This is a genomic window from Shewanella sp. SM32, from assembly GCF_025654235.1.
GTDB classification, from domain to species: Bacteria; Pseudomonadota; Gammaproteobacteria; order Enterobacterales; family Shewanellaceae; genus Shewanella; species Shewanella oncorhynchi.
Map to the genome: position 1 here is coordinate 1 of NZ_JAKKRO010000026.1, position 23,080 is coordinate 23,080.

At 46.4% G+C, this 23,080-nt stretch carries 15 protein-coding genes; 4 read left to right on the plus strand and 11 right to left on the minus strand.

Going from position 1 to position 23,080, the window contains the following annotated elements; genetic code table 11:
- The 3 genes from L5M10_RS12165 to L5M10_RS12175 all read right to left on the minus strand — a co-directional run.
- A partial coding sequence (locus L5M10_RS12165; protein WP_263255355.1) for a transposase domain-containing protein occupies positions 1-168 on the minus strand: 168 nt, incomplete at its 3' end.
- A gap of 112 nt (positions 169-280) precedes the next feature.
- The gene (locus L5M10_RS12170; RefSeq protein WP_263197495.1) at positions 281-1,537 is read right to left on the minus strand and encodes a GTPase; all 1,257 of its coding nucleotides are present in this window, start codon (positions 1,535-1,537) and stop codon (positions 281-283) included.
- A gap of 62 nt (positions 1,538-1,599) precedes the next feature.
- Entirely contained in the window at positions 1,600-2,001 is a 402-nt protein-coding gene (locus tag L5M10_RS12175) for a hypothetical protein (RefSeq protein WP_263197493.1), read from the minus strand.
- A gap of 130 nt (positions 2,002-2,131) precedes the next feature.
- On the opposite strand from L5M10_RS12175, the gene L5M10_RS12180 reads away from it, so the two are divergent.
- The gene (locus tag L5M10_RS12180; protein WP_099457742.1) at positions 2,132-3,820 is read left to right on the plus strand and encodes a sigma 54-interacting transcriptional regulator; all 1,689 of its coding nucleotides are present in this window, start codon (positions 2,132-2,134) and stop codon (positions 3,818-3,820) included.
- 378 nt (positions 3,821-4,198) lie between these two features.
- On the opposite strand, the gene L5M10_RS12185 is transcribed toward L5M10_RS12180, so the two are convergent.
- Complete coding sequence (locus L5M10_RS12185) at positions 4,199-5,461, minus strand: tyrosine-type recombinase/integrase (protein WP_263197490.1); 1,263 nt, start codon at positions 5,459-5,461, stop codon at positions 4,199-4,201.
- Between the two features lie 319 nt (positions 5,462-5,780).
- Positions 5,781-6,395, minus strand: coding sequence for an HTH-type transcriptional repressor FabR (fabR, locus tag L5M10_RS12190; protein ID WP_105251021.1), 615 nt, complete (start codon positions 6,393-6,395; stop codon positions 5,781-5,783).
- A 144-nt stretch (positions 6,396-6,539) separates the two neighbouring features.
- Here fabR and L5M10_RS12195 point away from each other — a divergent pair, with 144 nt between their 5' ends.
- The 3 genes from L5M10_RS12195 (at position 6,540) to mnmH (ending at position 9,906) form a co-directional block, all read left to right on the plus strand.
- A complete protein-coding gene (locus tag L5M10_RS12195) occupies positions 6,540-7,646 on the plus strand; it encodes an acyl-CoA desaturase (RefSeq protein ID WP_173242614.1) in 1,107 nt (368 codons plus the stop codon).
- Between the two features lie 95 nt (positions 7,647-7,741).
- Positions 7,742-8,800, plus strand: coding sequence for a selenide, water dikinase SelD (selD, locus tag L5M10_RS12200; RefSeq protein ID WP_263255322.1), 1,059 nt, complete (start codon positions 7,742-7,744; stop codon positions 8,798-8,800).
- On the plus strand, positions 8,800-9,906 hold the full coding sequence (gene mnmH / locus L5M10_RS12205) for a tRNA 2-selenouridine(34) synthase MnmH (protein WP_263237077.1): 1,107 nt from the start codon (positions 8,800-8,802) through the stop codon (positions 9,904-9,906). The genes selD and mnmH overlap by 1 nt, the downstream gene beginning before the upstream one ends.
- Before the next feature lie 79 nt (positions 9,907-9,985).
- Here mnmH and L5M10_RS12210 read toward each other — a convergent pair whose 3' ends face one another.
- From L5M10_RS12210 to L5M10_RS12235, 6 genes are all read right to left on the minus strand, one after another.
- A complete protein-coding gene (locus tag L5M10_RS12210; protein ID WP_263255323.1) occupies positions 9,986-11,848 on the minus strand; it encodes an MFS transporter in 1,863 nt (620 codons plus the stop codon).
- Positions 11,839-12,450, minus strand: a complete 612-nt coding sequence (locus L5M10_RS12215) for a TetR/AcrR family transcriptional regulator (protein ID WP_263255324.1) — start codon at positions 12,448-12,450, stop codon at positions 11,839-11,841. The genes L5M10_RS12210 and L5M10_RS12215 overlap by 10 nt, the downstream gene beginning before the upstream one ends.
- Positions 12,451-12,766: 316 nt before the next feature.
- Complete coding sequence (locus L5M10_RS12220; protein ID WP_263185003.1) at positions 12,767-13,210, minus strand: GNAT family N-acetyltransferase; 444 nt, start codon at positions 13,208-13,210, stop codon at positions 12,767-12,769.
- A gap of 7 nt (positions 13,211-13,217) precedes the next feature.
- Positions 13,218-14,030, minus strand: a complete 813-nt coding sequence (gene cysQ, locus L5M10_RS12225) for a 3'(2'),5'-bisphosphate nucleotidase CysQ (RefSeq protein WP_011848162.1) — start codon at positions 14,028-14,030, stop codon at positions 13,218-13,220.
- 120 nt (positions 14,031-14,150) lie between these two features.
- Positions 14,151-14,732 (minus strand): ADP compounds hydrolase NudE, encoded by a 582-nt coding sequence (nudE, locus tag L5M10_RS12230; RefSeq protein ID WP_131525220.1) that lies wholly within the window; start codon positions 14,730-14,732, stop codon positions 14,151-14,153.
- A gap of 236 nt (positions 14,733-14,968) precedes the next feature.
- Positions 14,969-22,942 carry an Ig-like domain-containing protein gene (locus L5M10_RS12235; RefSeq protein ID WP_263255325.1) on the minus strand — a complete coding sequence of 2,658 codons (7,974 nt, stop codon included), beginning with the start codon at positions 22,940-22,942 and terminating at the stop codon, positions 14,969-14,971.
- Positions 22,943-23,080 lie beyond the last annotated feature (138 nt).

The following is a 23,080-nucleotide window of genomic DNA, read 5'->3' on the forward strand; positions in this document are numbered from 1 at the left end:
CGCGGCCCAAATCATCGCGTCCATCGGCAATTTACGCCGTCTTAACGTCGCAACGCCCTGAGAGTCTAGACAAGATTGAATTAACTCAGGTTCTAACACATCTGCTAAGCAGGTGAATTCGGTTAGGCGGGTAATATGAGTACGGGCGAGTGCTTCTGAGAGTTGCATAAAAAATCCGATGACATGAGGTCATCGGATTTTGATCTTTTCAGCGAGATCGTCAAGCGATCTGTCTTAACTGATCGGCATTAGGCATGCCCCAGGTTTTATTTTCTCGCCGTTATTTTTGTTCGGCTTTTAAGTGTTCGGTCTCTTTACCCTTAGCTTCTAACTGACTCACTACCCAGTTAAACACGGCCTGCGTACCAATTGGGCCATCTTGTGGCCAGCGCGGGTCTGGGTCAAACACGGTTTCAATCACATCGGGGTTATCCAAGCGTATTTTGGCTACCTCAAGCATTTTCTCTTTCTGATCCGGGCGCAGCATATCTACCTTATTTAGGCAGACCAACACAGGTTTACCCTCCGCCTTTAATTTTTCCAATGTCTCCACTTCGTGACCCGATACTCCACGGCAGACATCGACCACCAGCAGGAACAGATCGGTATGCTTAATGTTGTCATTCACTAGGTCATTGACCTCGGAACGAACGTCGTGAAATCCAGGGAAGTTAATCAGTTTAATGGTGCCAGTATGCCCAAGGTCATAAACTTTCGTATCGGCTGTTGAGCCAGCAATAGGATTGATATTGCCAGTATCGACACCGAATACACTTTTTAATAGCGCGTCTTTGCCTACGGAACCATCTCCCACTACGCTGATGGTCAGGCGTTTCAATACGTTTTGACGCAACATTGCAATGTGTATGATCGCCGGGACTGTTTTTCGAAAAGCTGGGCCAGCAATTTCTACCGCCAGCCATGTGCCGGAAACAATCCAACCAATTGGCCCTAGAAATGCCCCGACCCCTCTTACCAGCGCTGCATTTGCTGCAAAGTTGAGGCCATTACCCAGAAGTGAGCGGGCCAGCATGTTGGCCAGAATGACGGTCATCCGATACACCGCGAAGCCACCAAATTGGTTAAGCATCACCTGCGAAGCCAATAATGTGCCCGCCAGTATTGCTCCCTGATCTTTTTCTGAAAGATTCATAGAACGCATCAGCGCGCTGCGTTCTTCATCGCTCATTTTCTTCAGTGCATCAGAAAACATATGCTGAATAATTAATTCTTCGTTTTTCTCTACCGAATTGTTTTCACTGATCCCTTGAACCTTGAGCTTTTCACCAACATCGCAGACGATTTCTTTATACTCAACGCCTTTACCGCTGCGAAATATTCTGGCGATATCGTTGCTGCCCATTTTGCACAGGTAATCGGCAATTTTTTGCGCATCTGAATGGGTACTGCTGCGCTCCATCTGTAGCTTTAGTTCCTCCTGGGTGGTGCCAAGGTATTTAAGCAGTGGAGTAATGTCTTCTTTTTTCTGCGCTAGGGATCGTTGTAAAACATCAACGAGTGAAAGAGGTTTGGTCATTATTTATTTCCTTTTGAGCAGGTGCTGCGTTGTGCCGCTGCACCTGCGTTTACTGTAATAAGTTAGACTAACGTCAGAACAAGGTTGCCGCTATCGGCTACCGGGGTGACAGTAATACGTATCTGCGCTAAGGCTGCCCCAGCCGCAGTCCCTAGCACTGCCCCTGTTAACGCGCCGAGCACACCGCCTAAAATCGCGCCCATCACCGTGCCAGTTACCACCCCAGTGGTACAAAAGTAAATTATACGATCGGTCGATGGGTCTTCAAACTGAACCGTAATACGGCGTGCTTTGCAGAAGTCATGCAGTTCGTTTTCAACGCTTTGCAGCAAGCTGGCCGCGACTTCAAATTGTGTCCCTTTGGCTTTTACGCCAATAAAGGCTAACAGTTTACTGATTTGGTCTGGACTAGCAATTTGGATAGTCATGTTGATTTCTCTTTGGTTAATTTTAGAAGTAGTCATGGCTCTCGCTCCTATATAGAAGACTGATATGACTATTGCGAAGTATGTGCCAACTTTAAAAATATTTTTTAATACATATAAAACAATGTTTTATATATTCATCGCTCAATGTTGACTTTTTGTTTTAGTAATGAAAACATCGCTAAGTGTTTCACTTAATAATGATTTCGACATTATGAATTTCCGTGTGATCAATTTTAGCGAAGAAAAATCTCCAGCCGATTTAGCATTTTATTGGCATCAGGTCAGTACAGAATTGTCCTGCGAGCAGACAATTTCGTTTACCTCAGATATTACCGATATGATTTCTCAGGCCGTGCTGAACGAATGGAGGCTGGCGCTGGAGTTGCTCGTGAAACAGGAAAACATCCTAGTTTTGGTGAAAAAATATCCGGAATTTATGCAGTGGGTTGAGCTAATTGCAGATAAGGGACCAAGTCTAGTCTTGCAAAATGAGAGTAATATTTTCAAAGCTGTAGGGATAATAGACCGATACGATCTGGGTAATGACCGCGATTTTATCAACCGAGCGCGAGCTATTGTGATGCGCAAAACCGTTTTTTTGCTACCAGATAGTGCCCCGTCAGGCTCAGCGTTGTACCAAGTTGATAAGCGTAATGAGTTTATCGGTTCGCTTTCGGTTTTGCTTAGTTCAGGAAACACCTCCATCGCGTTGGCAAAATCTGGGCATAAGGCCGCTGCTGGCGATTCAATCTTCCGAAACGTGCTGGCCTCGCTCTTTGCTAGGAATTCACAGCTGCGAATGGATGAGGATACGGGCATTCACATCAAGCCTGGCCCTCTACTTATTGAAGGAGATACTGGGACTGGTAAAAGTGCGGCGGCAAAACATCTCGCCACGAAAATGGGTAAGACAATGGTTGAGATTAACCTTGCCGCCGTCAGTGAAACATTGCTGGAAACCCGTATGCGAGGATCGACAAGCGGTGCATTTACCGGAGCAACCAACAAAAAAGGATTTTTTGAAGAATCACATAACGGCGTGCTTTTCCTCGATGAACTACAAAGCGCAAGTCTGGCCTCACAAACACAGTTGTTGGATTTACTGTCTGCCATTAGTAATGACGTCTGGATTAGTAAAGTAGGTGATGATGCGACTAAGAAAAAATACGATGTCAAAGTGGTACTCGCTGTCAATGAACCCGTCGAGCTCCTACTGGCAGAAGGTCGGTTACGTCGCGATTTGTTTCATCGTATTCGTGACGTTGTGAAATTCAAATCACTCAACGAGCTTTTTGCAAAAGACAATGCTCTAGAGTTGTTAACCCACATTCTGACGCTCTACCGATGGAAATCCTTAGATTTGCCTGTATTTACCAGCAATGGAAAGGCGAAACAGCTTTTGTCACAGCTTTTCACGGTTTACGAAGAGGGAGTCATGGAAAAAATATTACATTCCCCTTGGCCGGGAAACTTTCGCCAGCTGGAACGCTTCGCTTGGGATCTCTTCTTTGTCCTAGGAGACAGCATCGAAGTGACTAATAAACTTATCGACCGGCTGCTGAAAGAGGAGGTGAACCGTATTCCGCCCACCCTTATTGAGACCGAGCCAGCTCACATAGAGCAAACTGTCCCTATAATATTCAGTGAAGTGGAATCCATTATCAAAAAGCACAATTTCAACATGAAAGCCTCACTGCCAGAACTCGGGGCTTACCGTCTGCGAACCTACAATGCTCTTAGAGGATTTATAAGGGAAAACAAAGCCCAATTCAGCGAGGTTTTTTTGGCTGACTCCAAAATTACGAAGATTATTAACTCAGGAGCAAAAGTAAGAAAGGCTGGAGATGTGATCTGATACTTATGGACATCTCGGTAAGTAAACTAATAATTTACTGGTTCTACAATGACGAATAAGTGACCATTTGAATAAAATGATCGACAAAGCTCTTGTTAGAGGCATACCGGTATTTAAATCGGACTGTTGACTTTAGCTTTAGCTTTAGCTTTAGCTTTAGCTTTAGCTTTAGCTTTAGCTTTAGCTTTAGCTTTAGCTTTAGCTTTAGCTCTAGCTCAGTTAAAAGCTTTTAACTGAGCTAGAGCTAAATAGTTATTATTTCAGCATGAGGTGTTTATTATCAATTTCAAATATTGCGACAATTTCTCTAATGCTTCCCTTCGCTCATCGAAATAATCATGCTTGCTTATAAATACCCTCCTCTTTTTAGTTGATATTTTAAGCAAGTTTCTGTGGTGATAAAGGTACGACATTCTCAATCATCAGTGTTTCGAGCTTCTCTCCCCAAGCTTGTAATACTGATAATTGCTCATTCAGGTAATCATGATGATTATAGACTCGCAGCATCCCAGGAAGCTGATGACCAACCGTCTTTTCAATTGCCACTATATCTAGTCCCATTTCACTGCATCGACTGATAAAAGTACGGCGTAAGTCATGAGGCGAGAAATGTTCAAGATTTGACGGCAGGTTGCGTTTGATATGAGAGCGAATCGCAGAGGGCTCTTGTACTTTATCTAAGCCAACCTGAGGCCATACCAATTTCCAATGACTAGGGACACTCTCACGTTGCTCTAGCAGCTGTTTAACAAGGTAGTCGCTTAGTGGCACTTGGCGACTGTCTTGGCTCTTAGTGTGCCGATCTTCTGAACTCGCAGGCAGCAGCCAAAGCTGCTTATCAAAATCAATTTCACTCCAGCGCATTTCAAGTACCGCACTGATCCTTTGTCCACACCCAAGTAAGAAATTTAATAGCCGAATATTGGTAGCATCCGTTCGCCAAGAAGGCAAACTTGTTAGCAATATTTTCAGCTCGGAGAAGCTTAGATTTCGCCTGGTGATTTTCGTCCCGCCACCCACATCTCTCGCCCTCAATAGCGGAGCAGGATGCGTATCGATCATATTCAACGCCAAGGCATGCTTGATAACCTGATTGATGATCTTGTGACACACCCCTATGGCGCCAGCCATCCTCCGACCATTTTTATCCACCTTAGCATCAAACACTTTATTGAGATCATTCATTCTCAAATCAGCTAATTTAATGTTGCCAAGATACGGCTTTATGTCGCGCAAATAGATGGCTCTTGCCTGAGAACCCCGCAATTGCTTTGAAAGCTGCTTCTCATCAAAACTCACAAAAGCATTATCAAATGTTTTCGCTTCCTCTTGCTCACGATGCTCTCTTAACAATTCTTGCTTAGGATTCTTGTTATTTTCTAGCCAACTACGGAAACGCCCGGCCTCTTTTCTTGCCTGCTCTAATGTCATCCCGGTTTCGGGTCTCGACTTGTCGTATCGGCCCATTGAGATTTTTTCGTGCTTCTTACCAACTTGAAATCGAAATACCCAAGTCATAGTGCCAGTTGGGCGGACGCGGATGTTGAGCCCCTCAATTTTTTTATCTGGGATTAGGTACTCTTTATCTTGCGGACTCAATGCTTGTAATGTGGCATTGCTGCTAATTCGCTTTGTGGTCATGAGTAAACCTCAACAATTCTGGGTACGGCTGGGGGTACGGTGACGGGTGAGTTTTTATTGTATCCCCAGAGATACTCATGGACAACAATAAAAATAAAATCTTATAGAATCAATTTGATATGAAACATCGATGGACTTGCATGGACACACGTAGATTGGAAATCTTTTACACAGATCACATGGAAACGGGTGTACTACTCGAGCGTCGTTAATCACTTCAGATACACTGAGCTCGACTGCATAACACTTAAACGTAAATTCGCTAAAAATAATGGAGCCTTAGGCTCCATTATTTTAGTAAATCTGCATCTCACTCAGATTAGCGGTGTTCAACCTTATGCTGCAAAGCCTCGGCGCCTTTGGCGACCATGCGCAATTGCATGACTAATTGATCGGCAAGAATTTTGCGGTCAGCCCGTTTCATATCTAATGCGGAAGCGCCGGCATTAAACACCAGTGTCACTAACGCTTCAGCCTGTGCACGAGCTAGCAAGGGGGTTCGCCCCGCTTTGGCTTCGGTATAATGAGCCAATTCAGAAATAAAATGCTCAATTTCGCGGGCAACTGCCGCACGGAATGCAGCCGAGGTTCCAGAGCGTTCATGCAATAAAATACGGAATACGTTTGGATTAGAATCAAGCACTTCCATAAAGGTATCAACGGAGATACGGATCACACTGCCACCCACTTCAGCTCGCTGACGGCCTTTACGCATCATCTGCCTTAGGGTTAACCCGCCCTCATCCACCATAGTAAGACCAAGTTCGTTCATATCTTTAAAATGGCGATAAAAAGATGTCGGCGCGATATTAGCTTCCCGAGCAACCTCTCGCAAACTCAGACTTGAGAAACTGCGCTCAGCACTTAGCTGATTAAAGGCCGCATCGACTAAAGCTCTGCGAGTTTTCTCTTTTTGCTGTGCTCGAATACCCATTCTTAAATCCGCTAACTGAATGTAATAACGCGATAATACCGCTTTTAGGCATTAAACACAGCCCCATCGTCCTTGACCAAACAATATAGCTAAGCTAAATTAGCTTACAGATGTACGCTCAAAAGCGAATTTTGGAAACCTATAATGAAAAAACCCCCTATCATCTGGCTTAATGTCAGTCTGTTTGCCATCACTTTCCTCAGTGCGGTAATTTTAGTTCCATGGCGCGGTATTGTTCATGGCTATGGTGCCAGTGAATGGATCGCTTTTATTGTTTTAGCCTTTGCCAGTGGCCTGTCAATCACCGCGGGTTATCACAGACTCTGGTCACACAAGGCCTATAAAGCCCATCCGGCGGTGCGTTTTATATATGCCCTTGGTGGTGCTTTAGCATTACAAAACAGTGCATTGCACTGGGCATCTGATCACAGAGTCCACCACAAGCACGTAGATGATAACGACAAGGACCCGTACTCAGCCAAAATGGGATTCTGGTACAGCCATATCGGTTGGATGCTGCGTGAGTATCAGTCGCAACGCTATCACGATTATCAAAATGTGCGTGATCTGCAAAATGACCGCATTGTCATGTGGCAACACAAACATTACCTCACACTCGTGTTGCTGATGAACATTGGACTGCCAGTAATGCTTGGTTGGCTCAATGGTGACGTGCTGTCTATGTTATTGATGGCGGGTTTACTGCGTTTAGTGGTGGTGCATCACTGCACTTTCTTTATCAACTCTTTAGCCCACGTGTGGGGCAGTCAGCCTTATACCGATAAGAATACCGCCCGCGATAATGGCTTCTTGGCCATGTTGACCTACGGTGAGGGTTATCATAATTTCCATCATATTTTCGAAAATGACTATCGTAATGGCATTAAATGGTGGCACTACGATCCAACCAAATGGTTGATTAAGTCATTATCTTGGTTGGGATTAGCTAAGGATTTGCGTACGAGTCCACAGGAACGTATCGAGAGCGCACGCTTACAGATGCAGTTATTACGTACCAAGCGGAAGGTTAATAACCTACCTAATGCTGATGAAATTATTGAAAAAATCCAAGCAGAGTATGAGTTATTAAAGCTGCACTTAATGGATTACTATCAAGCACAGAAAACCTTGCTTGAGGCCAAGCGTAAACAACTTGTCGATCAGCAACTATTGCAACAAGTTGAAGAGCTAAAGGCGCGTTTCTTAGTCCAGCAAAAACATTGGCGCAGCCTGACCGCAACTTATAGCTAAGCCACAATTCTGCCCGAAAGTCATACGGCCACCTTGCATGGTGGCCGTATCTGATTATGATGATGCCTTAATCACTTAAATAGGCTGTTGAGATCATGTCAGATTCCCCAGTTACACTCCCAGAATCAATCAAGCTAACAGAATATAGTCATGGCGCAGGTTGTGGCTGCAAAATATCCCCTAAAGTGCTCAGCACTATCTTAGCCTCGCAATTACCTGTATTTACCGATCCAAATCTGCTGGTTGGCAATCAGAGCCGCGACGATGCTGCAGTGTACAAACTCAATGATGACATAGGCATCATTAGCACTACCGATTTTTTTATGCCAATTGTTGACGATCCATTCACCTTCGGTCGTATCGCAGCGACCAATGCGATCAGTGATATTTATGCCATGGGTGGCAAGCCTATTATGGCGATTGCAATTTTAGGTTGGCCAATCAATAAACTACCCGCAGAAATCGCACAGCAAGTGGTCGATGGCGGCAGACAAGCCTGCATGGAAGCGGGGATCATGCTAGCCGGTGGTCATAGCATAGACGCACCCGAACCTATTTTTGGCCTCGCGGTTACCGGACAAATTGCCTTAAGTGATTTAAAACAGAATGATACCGCTAAAGCCGGCGATCGTTTATATCTCACTAAACCTATCGGCATTGGTATTTTAACCACAGCGCAAAAACAGAAAAAACTCCGCGATGAAGATAGCCTCATTGCGGTCAATGCTATGTGTCAACTCAATACTATAGGCGCGACCATTGCAAAAATTAGCGGTGTAAATGCCCTGACCGATGTCACTGGTTTTGGACTGGCAGGACACTTACTCGAAATGTGCCAAGGCGCCAACCTCACTGCGAAGCTTAAATTTGATGCAGTGCCATTGTTACCACGCGCCTTAGATTATTTGGCCTTAGGTTGTGTTCCTGGCGGAACTCACCGTAATTACGACAGTTATGGCGAGAATCTCCCTGAACTCAGCGAGCATCAAAAAGCGATACTGTGCGATCCGCAAACCAGCGGTGGTCTGTTAGTTGCCGTCTCGGCCGCAGCTGAAGCGGAATTAATTGCCCTACTCGATGCGAACCACATAACCCCAATCTGCATTGGGTCACTAGAAACACCGACCACTGCAGCGAATGTGGTGTTGAGCTGATGCCAAGCGCTATTGTAGCCGCAGAGCAATATAGGGAGATCTTTCTCAATCAACATCCGATGATGGATGTGCGAGCGCCCATAGAGTTTACTCGAGGTGCGTTTCCCAACTCGACCAACTTGCCCTTGATGCTGGATAGTGAAAGGGAAAAAGTCGGTACTTGTTATAAGCAATTTGGCCAGCAAGCCGCGATTGCATTAGGTCATTCACTAGTGAATGGTCCCATCAAGCAACAGAGAATCGAGGCTTGGGCTAGCTATGTTAAAGCCAATCCTAATGCTTACCTTTATTGCTTTCGCGGCGGCCTGCGCTCGCAACTCACTCAACAATGGCTCAAAGAAGCGGGTGTAGAAGTCCCTTATATTCAGGGTGGCTATAAGGCCATGCGCCAATATCTGATTGGCGTGATTGAAACGACACCGACTCAGCAACCGTTATTGAGTTTGAGCGGGATGACGGGCTGCGGTAAAACCGATTTTCTACTACAGCGTAAAGAAGCGGTTGATCTTGAAGGAATAGCTAATCACAGAGGCTCTAGTTTTGGAAAGAATATCGGCCCACAGCCAACGCAGATTAACTTTGAAAATCAACTCGCCATTGCCTTGCTACAGCACCAAACAAGTGGCGCGGCGTGTTTACTGCTCGAAGATGAAAGCTTCCTGATTGGGCGCTCGGCACTGCCGCAGACATTTTACAATGCCATGCAAGCCGCTAATGTTTTAGTGCTAGAAGAGTCGGACGATGCGAGGCTCGAACGCTTACGCTATGAGTATGTGCATAAAATGTATAGTGGGTTCTGTGAGCGCCTAGGACCGGAAGCAGGTTTTGCGGCTTTCAGTGAATATCTATTACAGAGTTTAGTGAGTATTCGCAAACGTTTAGGCGGAAAACAACATCAAGAACTGCAAGATTTGATGCAACAAGCCCTCGATCAGCAAATTAACCAGAATGACACTTCGCTGCACTTAGTCTGGATAAACCTGTTATTGCACAAGTATTACGATCCTATGTATCAATACCAATTACAGAAAAAGTCTGAACGTGTTCTTTTTAAAGGCTCACATCAAGCGATGCATGAGTGGTTGGATAGTTATCAAACTCAATAAATTGCCCACGCATAAATGAGATAACCGCGAACATTAGATCCGCGGTTATCACTTCACTTTATTTCATACCTTAACGAATTTAAGACTTGCCCAGCAGGCTCGCCACTTGGACTCTCAAAGATTCCTTATTCGCAAGCTTACCATCGACGGCATCCGTTAAATCCACCGACACCCTTGACCAAAAACGCTTGGGCATTTTAGCCAAGGCATGTCCGCCCTTGTGACTAAAGTAAGAACCCCATAATCCGTGCAGTGCCATAGGAATGACTGGCACTGGATCTCTGGCCAAAATCTTATCAATTCCAGGACGAAAATCGCCAAGTTCACCGTCAGGTGTGAGCCGACCCTCAGGGAAAATACATACCAACTCGTCATTGGCGAGCGCGTCATGAATCGCCTCGAAGGCACGGTTATAGGTCTCTTCACTTTGCTTAGGCGAACAGATAGGGATCACACCTGCATGGCGGAACAAATACTTCAATAGAGGAATTTCGCTGATGGATTTATCCATCACAAAGCGGATTGGCCGTGTCGACGCTCCCATAATAATCAATGCATCCACATAACTCACATGGTTACAGACTATGATGCCAGCCCCTTCCTTTGGAATTTTCTCTCGGCCTGTGACTGTCACTCGATACATAACATGGCTAAGTAAGTAACTGATAAATCGTTGTGTAAATTCTGGTACTTGTGAATAAACATAGAGCGCGACGACAGCATTCATCACGGCAAGCAACAGGAATAACTGTGGAATAGTCCAACCTGCAACGCCCAGCAACAGCATAGATAACAGTGCCGAAACCACCATAAACAATGAGTTCATAATGTTATTGGCGGCAATCGCCTGAGCACATTCACCCTTAGGCGAACGAGATTGAATAAACGCATACAGGGGGACGATAAACAAGCCACCGCTAACGCCGATCATAAAGAAATCCAGCATCACCCGATAATGTTGGGACTCGCCAATAAAGGCTTTTAATCCATAGACAAAACCAGCATCTACGGGCGCAAGTGGAATAGCCCAAAGCAAATCGACACCAAAGATAGTTAATCCCAATACCCCAAATGGCAGCAAACCGAGTTCCACATGGCCGTAGGAGAAACGTTCACAAACGAAGGAGCCAACGGCAATCCCGATGGAAAACATACCTAATAATAATGACACCACAGTCGCACCAGAATGCAAATGCAGCTTAGCAAAGTTAGGAAACTGAGTCAGATAGGTCGCGCCTAAAAACCAAAACCAACTGATAGCGAGGATAGCCATCCAGATTGAAGGCGTTTGACGGGCTTTTTTGATGCTACGCCAAGTGCCCGATAACGGCCTGAAACGTATTTTTTCGATGACGCCCTGCGGGGGTAATGCAGGAATCGCTCGGCTCGATAAATATCCTGCAAAGGCTAATACAGCAACAGTAATCGCCGACCAAAGCGTACCGTTTTCATCAGAAACCAAGATCCCCGCACTCAAAGTGCCCACCAGAATAGAGAGAAAAGTGCCCATTTCAACCCAAGCGTTGCCTGTGACTAACTCGTCCTCTTTCAACGCTTGGGGCAACAAGGAATATTTAACCGGACCGAAGTATGCAGACTGGCTACCCGTTAAAAATAACAGTAATAACATCATCATGTAGCTCTCACTCAGAATCGCAATCGCAGCGCTAAACATGATGATGACTTCGAGTAGTTTCAATCGGCGAATGAGTTTAGCCTTATCCATATTATCGGCGACCACACCCGCATGGGCCGAAAAGAGGAAAAATGGTAAAATGAACACCCCAGCCGCCAAGTTCACAAACATATCGACGCTTATGGGTAGGTCTTTCACTTGGCTAAAGGTCACTAATAGCAGCAACACATTTTTATAGATGTTGTCATTCAATGCGCCTAAGCACTGAGTCGCAAAATAGGGTAAAAAACGTTTTGTTAGCAGCATGATAGTTCCTTCTGGTAACCCATTCCTTGTAAATACGCTTGTACGTGACTCTCGAGTAAATCCCGCAGTGATAACGACTCAGCGAAGAGCTTATTATCGAGTGACAGAGAGGTCAGCCCATGAATTCCCCCCCATAATACCCGGCTCATACTGAGATGCTGCGTCTGCGTAACCTCGGGAAATAGTTGCGCCAATTCACGCTCAATCAGAGTAAATAACCCCGCAATCAATTGCCCTTGCGATTCAGGCAAGGGTTCAGAATCGAGTAATTGCAGCTCAAAAACCAACTTAAAAGCTTGGCGCTGCTCATGGGCGAATTGACTATACTCCCACGCCATTGCAATAATTTTACCTAAACTGTCGGCCGCACGAACACCCGTCAATCGGTCGTGCAAAGTCCTAAGCGTTGACTCAGAAACCGCCAGTAATAAATAGTTGTAGCTGCCGAAAATATTGATCAAGGTACTAGGGACATAACCAATTTGGCTGGCCACTTTGCGTAAGCTGAGCCCTATGGCACCTTGATCTATCAGTAACTCCGTTGCTGCTTGTATTGCCATCGCGCGAATTTCATCATGGCTGTGTTCTTTTCGTCTGGCCATAGGTCTCATCCCCTGTTGAATAGCAAGAGACTAACAGTAGTTAAAATAAAAAACAACGTTCAAAATAAGTTTGTTTTACGTACAGAAGAGGGTAAATAATGAAGGATATTATTGAAGATGATGGATAAAGATAGGCACTCGAATTAGATTCCCTCAGCAAGCCTAACGGGATCAGTGGGATGACATCACCTAAAAGAGCATAAAAAACGGCGCGCTCAGTCAGCACACCGTCCATTATTTTGATTTAAAAATCATTCTTAATTCAAAGGTGATTTTTATTTGAGGATAATCTTTGGTTCAAAGATAAGCGCGCGATTTAAGGCCTGCGATAAGTCATCACAACCCTATCTGCGCCATCGCCAAAATAATCGGCTTCAAAAGTTGAATCAATGAAACCTACATGCAGATATAAGCCATGGGCAGGGTTACTCGGATCAACGGTTAAACACACCCGCTCAACTGACACGGGCAACTCGGCTAAACATTGTTGCATCAAACGCTTGCCGAATCCCTTCCCGCGAGCATTTTCACTCACTGCGACAGATAATATCCACATGCAGTTAGGATCGCTACTCTGGGCACTGAGCAAATAGCCTTGTAGCTGATTATCTGCATCCACGGCCACTAAAAATTGCTCTGGCCAACAATCAAATCCCTGACGGAAGAAGAAATCAGGATAGCTGTGCTCACCAAAAATGGCCTGTTCGAGCTGATAAACCGCGAATAACTCTGACTTTAATACCGGACGTATAGACTGCATTTGAAAATCATTCACCTATTAAAATCTTATCCCACTCTAAGTTGGGTGCGCCAACTACGATGAAATTAGGGTTCTCTAAGCTCTCGCGCTCATTGTAGGTTAACGGTTGCAGCTCAGTATCCATCAGCTGTCCACCCGCTTCCTCGACGATAATTTGCGCAGCTCCCGTGTCCCATTCACCCGTTGGTCCGACTCGTACATAACAATCAGCACGACCTTCCGCGACAAGACAGCTCTTCAACGCTGCGCCCCCCATCACGACTAACTCGCAGTGTTTGGGATGGTTGAATAGGGTCAACACAGATTGGGGGTCCTGACGGCGACTTACGGCCAATCTTAGGGATACCTTTTCACGGTGCTCAATTTGGCGACTGCTAATACGCACTTCTTGTTTATCCGTGCGTTTGTACGCCCCTAAACCAGCAATAGCGTAATAACACACTTGCGTCATAGGCACATAAACTACGCCCATCACGGGACGATTGTGTTCCACCAGCGCAATAATGACTGAAAAATCACCACTGCCGGCGATAAACTCCCCCGTACCATCGAGCGGATCCACCAACCAATAGCGCTTCCAAGATTCACGCACACTCAACGGAATGTCAGCGGCTTCTTCAGATAACACTGGAATATCAGGCGTTAAGGCGGTTAATCGGTCACAAATGATCTTGTTCGCCGCTAAATCTGCGGAAGTGACAGGGGTATTGTCAGACTTCATTTCTCGCTCAAAATTACCTTTGAGATAAATGTCACGGATAGTTATCCCTGCATCGGTCGCAATCGCAATAACTTCGTCGATCAACTCTTCTGGCTTCATAACAACTCCAATCGCCTGCTGAGCGAATGTTTTGCAAGCGTGCAAACTCTGAACGCTTAAAAGGAAAAAGATTATTTAAGTTATATACCCAAGCTACCTGAATATACGAGTTTCAGTGCGTTAAATGCCCTTTAAACCCTGCATCTTCTGGATGTTTAGGTATAAATATTTTTGCGCCAAAAACAACGCACTCACACTACGGGATTCAGAAAAATCGACATCATCGAGCAAGGCTTCCCAATCGGCGAGCGCCCAAGGCACCACATCAATTGGCTCGGGCTCATCACCTTCAAGGCGACTCTCATACAGATCTTCTGCAAGAAAAATTTGCATCTTACTAGAGAAATAACCCGGAGCTAGGCTGAGTTCTTTCAGTAAGGTGAGCTTATTCGCTCCAAAGCCAATTTCTTCCTGTAATTCACGATTAGCAGCTTCTATTGCTGTCTCACCGGGATCGATCAAACCTTTTGGGAAACCGAGTTCGTAATTATCAGTTCCTGCAGCATATTCGCGTGCCAGTAGCATTTTCCCTTGATGAATAGGCACTATCATCACAGCGCCACGACTACCGCCTTTCATGCGCTCATATTGGCGCTCTACACCATTGGAGAACTTAAGATGCACTTGCTCAATTTGAAATAATCGGCTTCTCGCGACAACTTCGGTATGCAATATTTCCGGCTTATTCTGCCGTTGCGACATAACTGCCTCTGGATAAAAAAGCGATAAATTAAATAAGGTAAGTGACAATCTTACTATCCTGTCTTTAATCTACAACCTGAATTTATTACATGCTCCTAATGGTAAGCCACAAATCCTTTGCGATATGCATCACAAACCCAGCCCAGCCTTAAGTGAACACCTTCAAAATATTCTCAAATATGATGTTTTTATTGGATAGTAAAAAGGGGCGAATGCCCCTTTTGATATGCTAACGCTTAAAATTGATATCGTAGATTGAGCTGGTAACTGAGGAAATCATTAGGCTCGATATCCACATATTGATATCCCAAACCTACAGACCATGACTCACTAAATTGATAGCTAAAACGCACGCCCGCATACCAATCTGTACCATCAAGCTCTGTAGTTAAACGGCTATTGCCCATAGTGCTACTGATATCCGCTTGCCACCTAAACAACCCAATGGGTACTTCGAACCGCCAAGCTTCATGTTGGAGTAAAGTGAAGCGTAATCCCAGCATGACACCATCGGCCAGAACTGGCGTCACGGCTTTGACCTGCTCATGATATTGCTCAGGGGTGAGACTTGCGCCCTCAATCCTCGCAGTCCCATTACCAAAGTCGGCATAGCCTAATTCGATGGCAACATAGGGAGTCCATTGATAACCGATACTCACACCCAAAGCAGTATCTTTATCATCAACCGATGTTACAAAGCCTGCCCCCGCTTGTGGCTGTAGATCTCGCCTGCTGCTATCAACCTGAGCTTGCCCGACAAATCCCTCGACATACCAGTTATCAGCCGCATTTGCTTGATTAACAGAGCCTACGAGCAACACAGTGCCCAAGACTAATTTATGTAATTCCTTACGGCGAATTAAACCCATTGTAAGAATCAAACCTAATGCCCATAAGGACATACTGCCTCCACCCGACTTGTTATCTATCACCACATCTTGGTATGCCTTAACTGTGATTAACGCTTGCCCAGTTGCTTCGCCGCCCAATCCATCACTAATCTGATAACTCACAGTATCTACTCCATCAAATCCAGTTTTAGGGATATAACGTAGCTTATTAGATTCAACAGAAACCGTTCCTTGCTGCGCGGTTGCGCTGACTAAGGTTAAAACGTTGCCATCGGGATCACTGTCATTACTCAACACATCGAGTAACAAGCTCGTTCTGTCATCTATGGCAGCACTATCGTTCACTGTCGTAGGTGCTGTATTGCCATTAACAATCACAGTCAACTCACTACTCGCAGTACCACCTTTACCATCGGTAATACTATACACCAGCACATCTGTACCGATGAAATCGGTTGCTGGCGTGTAACTTAACTGCTGATTAGCCAAGATAACTACAGTTCCGAACTCGCTGGTGACTTGCGTTACCGTCAAGGCATCACCATCGATATCCGTATCATTGGCGAGCACATCGACATCGAGACTCTGATTCCAAGGTAAAGATGCCGTATCTGAGTTCGCCACAGGTAAATGGTTACCATTGAGTATCACTGACACGCCACTTGGGTCGACGATAGTACGGTTAGCCACACCATCATCATCGTTTGGCCCACCATCTTCTATGGTTAACTGCACACACCAATGGCCTTCAGTTAGTCCAGAAGTCCAACGATTATCTCCAGGAGGAGGGCAGAAACCACGCTCACCTTCACTACTGGCGACACTATTACGCGCATCAATCACAAAATCCTTCCAACCATTTTGGGCTTGATACTTACGATATACCGCATTGGCAGGAACTGGCGAACGTTGTGGTATCACCAGACTGTAACTCTGCCCTTGTTGCGGTAGTCCTGTAGCAATGAAGTCAAAAATCCCCCCCACATTGGCCGCGATACTGTCTTCAGGAACCAGATTAGGTAATAGTTGAATACCACTTTGCTCTTGCATCAGTGCAATATTACCTAAGCGTAAGCACACGCCCGCTTGCCCCTCTGCCAAGAAGTACACAGGCTGCAACTCACCTTCAGGCATCACGTTACAATCATTGATTGCATCCAAGTAATCTGGAATGCCATCGCGGTCTGTATCGGTAAATCCCTCTTGGTTATCAGGGATCAAATCACCGTCGGTATCAGTCCCCGTCAGAGGTGGCAAAGATGGGCGCACAACAATATAAACTTTCTCCGTGGTAGACAGCGCGGGTAAGCCGCTATCCGTCACAGTCAGGCTCACAGGATAAATGCCCGGCAAGACCTCTGTCGGCAAGAAGAACATCCCCGCATCATCGGACTGCAAGTTCAGCGCGCCACTCGACCATACAGATGTCAAAGTATCGTTCATGTTGGCATCGCTAATCTGCGCATGAATATGAACCTCGCCACCATTTTGTGCCACGATCAACTGACGTTCACCCGCTTGAGTCACCTCAAGAGTCACACTCGGGGCAATGTTAGCCTCAGTGATCGACACTTGTGTTTGCTTCTTGCTGCCTAAATTCAAACTTGGATCTAGGCTGATCAACACATCTTCTTCAGCCTCAACTTCCCCATCCTCTATGGTTCTAAAGTGAATATGGGCCAATGTACCTGAAGTAATCTCCACTACCGCATCGACTAAGTCATGATCATTGCTGTCCGCGGAACCTGCAACCGTATAAGGAACTGATATTGGATACTCAGGCGCTACACCGTTTAAGTGAATACTAACAACAACCTCATTACCCTCACCCACGACTTGATCTTTACTCAAGGAAATTAATGGATGCACTTTTACTTTCTGAGCTTTAGTCGCTTTGTTGCCATCACGATCTACGGCTTGCCAGTAAGCAAGGTAACTACCAGGGGCAAAGAATAAACGCTTATCAACCAAAGAAACGGGCAGTGGATGACCATTACGATCAACGGCCTTCGCAAACCCTAGATCCACCCGAGTGAACAAGCCTGTTGCATTAACCTCAACATCACTAGGTACAGTAATAACAGGTAAATTGTCAGCCTCCCCACCTTCTACCAGTAAGTTGACTTTTGCACTTGCGCGCCCTTTCTGACCATCACTAATGGTATAACGAAGTGCGACCGGGCCAACATAAGCTGCAGGGGCAGTAAATATGAGTCCATCAGCAGTAATCTGCACACTACCTATGTCTGCTGCCGCGCCATCGATAGTCAAAGTATCACCGTCCACATCAACATCATTCTCTAGCGCAGCTAGTGTGTATTTATCATCCGCGGTACTGGCTAGAGTGTAATTATCATCGACAGCTTGTGGGTCATCATTCACTGGCGTGACATTAATGGTGATAGTTGCAGGCTCAGAACTCAGTTCAGCATCCTTAGCAATAAAGCTTATCTGATCTGCACCGTTGAAATCTTTCTCCGGTGTGTATAACCACACAGTTCCATGCTGCTCCAAAGTGCCCGACCCAGGTTGGCTCACCACTTCATAGGTAAGAGGATCACTATCTGCATCCTCCCCAGTAAGCGTGATCATCACAGAGCTATCTTCCTCTAAGGTCACACTTGCACTCGTCGCAACAGGCGCATCGTTAACGTTAGTCACTGTGATACTAAAGCTTTGCTCAGCCGTTAAGCCATCCGTGTCCGTCACTCGTAAGGTGACCGCATGACTGCCCACATCAGCATTGCCAGGCGTGCCACTGAGTAACCCTGTCGCCGCGTTGAAGCTCAACCAGCTTGGTATCGTCACCGCACTAAATGTCAGTACGTCGTCCACATCGACATCTGTAGCGGCAAAGGTATAGCTGTAAACAGCCTCTTGCACTGCGGCCATAGTTGCTGTTGAAGTGATGGTAGGTGCGTCGTTGCTATTAGTGACTGTAATACTAAACGATTGATCTGCTGTTAATCCGTCAGCGTCCGTCACTCGCAGTAACACAGCATGACTACCTACATCCGCATTGCTCGGCGTACCACTGAGTAAACCTGTCACCGAGTTGAAACTCAACCAGCTCGGTTTGGTCACTACACTGAGGGTTAACACAGCACCCACATCTAAGTCTGTAGCTATCACTGTGTAACTGTAAGCTATATCTTGAGTTGCTGTAGTGATGGCTGGAGAGCTAATCACAGGTGCATCGTTGACGTTGGTCACAATAACCATGAAGGATTGGTCAGCCGTTAAGCCATCAGTGTCTGTCACCCTCAGCGTCACAGGGTGAGAACCCACATCAGCATTAGTAGGCGTGCCGCTTAATACACCAGTCGCGACGTTGAAGCTTAGCCAGCTAGGCTTAGTTATCGCGCTTAACGTAAGTACATCGCCCACATCAGCATCCGCAGCCGTAAAGATGTAGCTATACGCTGCATCTTGGGTCGCTGCAGTCATAGCCATAGAACTAATCGTCGGTGCATCGTTGACGTTCGTCACAGTTAAATTAAACGCTGGTAGACTCGCGGATAAAGTGCCATCAGAAACGCTGATAACAATTCCGTTAGTCACACCAACATCTTGATTTAATGGAATACCAGACAACATGCCTGTCGCGGTATTAAACGTTGCCCACGTAGGTTTATTACTAATACTAAAGCTAAGTGTATCTCCCACAGAGTCAGACGCTGTTGGCGTAAACTGGTACGAAGCATCCTGATTAACTATTAATATCGGCGAACCACTAATAGTCGGTGCACCATTTGGCGTCACAGAGTTACTCGCACTTGAAGCATTACCACTTCCCACAGTATTCGCCGCAGTAACACTAAATGTATAGGCCGTACCATTTGAAAGCCCTGTAACTGTAATTGGAGATCCTGCTCCCGAACCCGTAAAACCACCGGGGCTAGATGTCACTGTATAAGCCGTAATTGATGAACCGCCATTAAATATCGGTGCAGTGAAGCTAACAACCGCTTGGCTATCCCCAGCGATTGCGGCTCCTATGGTTGGCGCTCCAGCCACGACAGCATTTACCGCAAAGGTTCTGCTCACCTGTGTAGCAGGTAAATAGCTACTATTACCTGCTTGATCTGCATTAATAGTACAGCTACCTGCCGTAACAAAGGTCAGCGCACCACCGGAGGTAATAGTACAAACGCCCGTAGTGGATGAAGTAAAGACAGGTGTTAAGCCTGAATCAGCTGTAGCCGTTAATGTTGGCGTAGTGCCAAAGTTCTGTGCACTTGGGGCAGCAAAAGTGATGGTCTGGATTGCTGCAGGTGTTATCTGATTGGATGCAACCGATGCAGAGCCAGTACCCGCCACATTATCGGCAGTTACAGTAAAGGTGTACGCTTGGCCATTGGTTAAACCGGTCACCACAATCGGAGATGAACCACCGTGTACAGGAACGACATCCGCCGGGTTTACCGTCACTGTATAACCAGTAATCGCCGAGCCACCAATATTCACTGGGGCAACAAAGGCAACACTGGCCTGGGTATCACCGGCGATTGCAGTCCCTATGGTTGGTGCACCGGGAACTACGGGGCTAACGCTGAAAGACTGGCTCACCTGCGGTGCAGCCAGGAAAGACAAATCGCCCGCCTGATCCGCATTGACCGTACAGGTTCCTGTCGTTATAAAGGTCAACACACCGCCACTGGTAATAGTACAAACACTGGTGGTAGATGAGGTGAAAGTGACAACATAACCACCACCTGCCGATGAGCTTGCGGTCAGCGTTGGCGAAGTACCAAAGTTCCGTGTTCCTGGATTAGCAAAGGTAATCGTCTGTGGTGATGCCGGAATGATCGAGTTGGAAGCTGCCGATGCTGCACCCGTCCCTGCTGAGTTGGTCGCGGTTACCGTAAAAGTATAGGCCACTCCGTTAGTCAACCCAGTCACAGTAATCGGCGAACTGGAACCCGTACCGGTTGCACCACCTGGATTAGCGGTGACGGTGTAACCGCTGGCAATAATCGCAGCCCCACCCGTACTGGCTGGTGCAGTAAATGTCACCGTTGCTTCAGTATCACCTACAGTGGCAGTGCCGATGGTTGGTGCATCAGGAACTATCGCATTCACAGTAAAAGTCTGGGTTACTGTAGTGGCTGCATTCCACGCCGTATTACCAGCCTGAACCGCATCAATAGTACAACTACCGGCAGTCACAAACGTCAAGGTGCCGCCGCTAGTAATAGTACAAACACCAGTTGTGGATGAGGTAAAGCTCACTGCAAGTGCGGATGTTGCACTGGCCGTTGAACTCAAGTCAGGTGCAGTACCAAAGTTTTGTGCACTGGGGTTAGGAAAAGTAATGGTTTGATTACCTTTGGGTGTAGCCGAGTTGGAGGCAACAGAGACAACGCTGTCACCGACCCCATTTGTTGCTTTCACTGTAAAGGTATAGGCAGTACCGTTAGTTAAGCCAGTCACGACAATCGGTGATGTTGTAAAACCATTGCCACCGGCAGTGATATTTCCCGGGTTAGAGGTCACGGTATAACCTGTGATTGCAGAGCCACCATTATTTACAGGGGCCGTAAAGGCTATAGAAACCTGCCCGTCTCCCGCTGTCGCGGTACCAATCGTTGGAGCATCAGATACTGTTGGAATCGCAACTGTGTGGGTTGTCCCACTGGTATAAGCCACAGGACCAGCATTACCTGCCGCATCGGCAATATTGGTTGATGCATTGAGGTTTACTTTGATAGTACCGTTGCCAACAATACCACTCACCGTAACCGTGAAACTGGAACCAGACCCGGAAACACTGGCAATGGTGCCATTGGCTGTTCCAGTAATTCCTAACGCAAAGTCGTCGGTTGAAACACCGGTCACCGATTCATTAAAGGTCACAGTGAAATTCACACTGGTAGCGGCCGCCGTTGGACTCCCGCTTACCACAATGCTGGATACCGAAGGTGCAACACCATCAATAACCAAGGCTTTATTGTTACCTAATGAATTGGCTGCACCCGGTGAAGCCAGGGTCAAGGTCGCGTCATTACCCGCAGCGTCCCTGATAGTTCCCCCGCCCAATGCCAGCGAACTGGTAGCTACATAATCAAGGTCACCGGAAATATCCCCAGCCTGAACGGTATAGTTAAATGTCAGCGTAGAGGTGCCACTACCGCTCGCATAGTTGATTGTCCGGTCGGTTGCACCCGTCTCCAATGTTAGTTGTGGAGTGCCGGTCACGGTTACGGCTTCACTGAAGTTGACCTGCACATCAATCGAATTCCCCGTGTTATAGGTTCCATTAGCTGTACTGGAATTTACTGATGTCACTGTGGGCACCACGCCATCAATAACCAGCGCTTTATTATTACCCAGTGAATTTGCAGCACCGGGGCTAGCAAGTGTGAGGATGGCATTGTTGCCTGCTGCATCGCGAATAGTACTGCCATTCAAAGCCAGGGCAGTGGTCGTGGTGTAATCCAAATCAGCAGTGACATCACCCGCCTGTACGGTATAGGTAAACGTCAGGGTGCTGCTGTTGGTGCCGCCGGTATAGTTGATCATTCTGTCGGTAGTACCTGTTTCCAGGGTTAATTGCGGAGTGCCGCTGGCCACAATCACGTTTTCACTGAAATTCACCTGGATGCTGATTGGATCACCCACTTTATAGGTGCCATCTGAAGTACTGGAGGTGACGGAAGTTACCGTGGGCGGTGTAGTATCAGGCATGCGTGGGCTGGTAATTTCTATGTCATCTACGGCAATCTGCAAACCAGTATTGACCGTAATTCGAACACCGTATATGCCGTCAAAATCTGTATTACCGGATACACTGAAAGTTCCATAGTTGTTAAACGGAACACTATTTAAAGTAACTGCAGCCCCCGCCGGAGAAAACGAGCTATCAAGCGCCTGGAGAGTAAAGTTATAGCTTGTCGCAGTAATACGATCTCCACTAGCTACCTTAATTGTCGTGAGATCAAATATTCCTTGATTGGCACGTAATTCGAGCCACTCTGGCGTATAACCGTTAACCGCCCCTATGCGCACAAAAGGAGCGCTGGTAGCACCTGTCATCCCTATCGTCTGGTTGCGCATGGTAAAGTTCTGTGAACTGGGGTCAGAGTTGTTCTTCGCGTAGATGTCAAAGCCACTACTTAAATGGTTAGTTACGGAGATCAGACCACCAGGAGTCTGACCAGTGATTGCACCTGCAATAATTCCGTTGCTTATGATTGCATCCCAACCGATAGTGCCGTCAACACCGTTATTTACCAGCGTCGCGAAAGCAGCTCGCGGCGTTAGTAACATCATCACGATGGCAAGCCAAAATAATTTATGCCATTTATTGTGGGAGGTGTTGGCAAATGGTTTGGTCTTATCGAGGTTGGTACGCAACATGGTATTTCCTTAAAATTCATTAACGATATTTACATTACAAAAATTTCCGAATCGCATTAAGCAGCTCACTTATCGATCCAGGAACTTACCTTCCGCACTCTTTAACCGTTTGCTTTAACAAATTGCACAAGCGCCTGT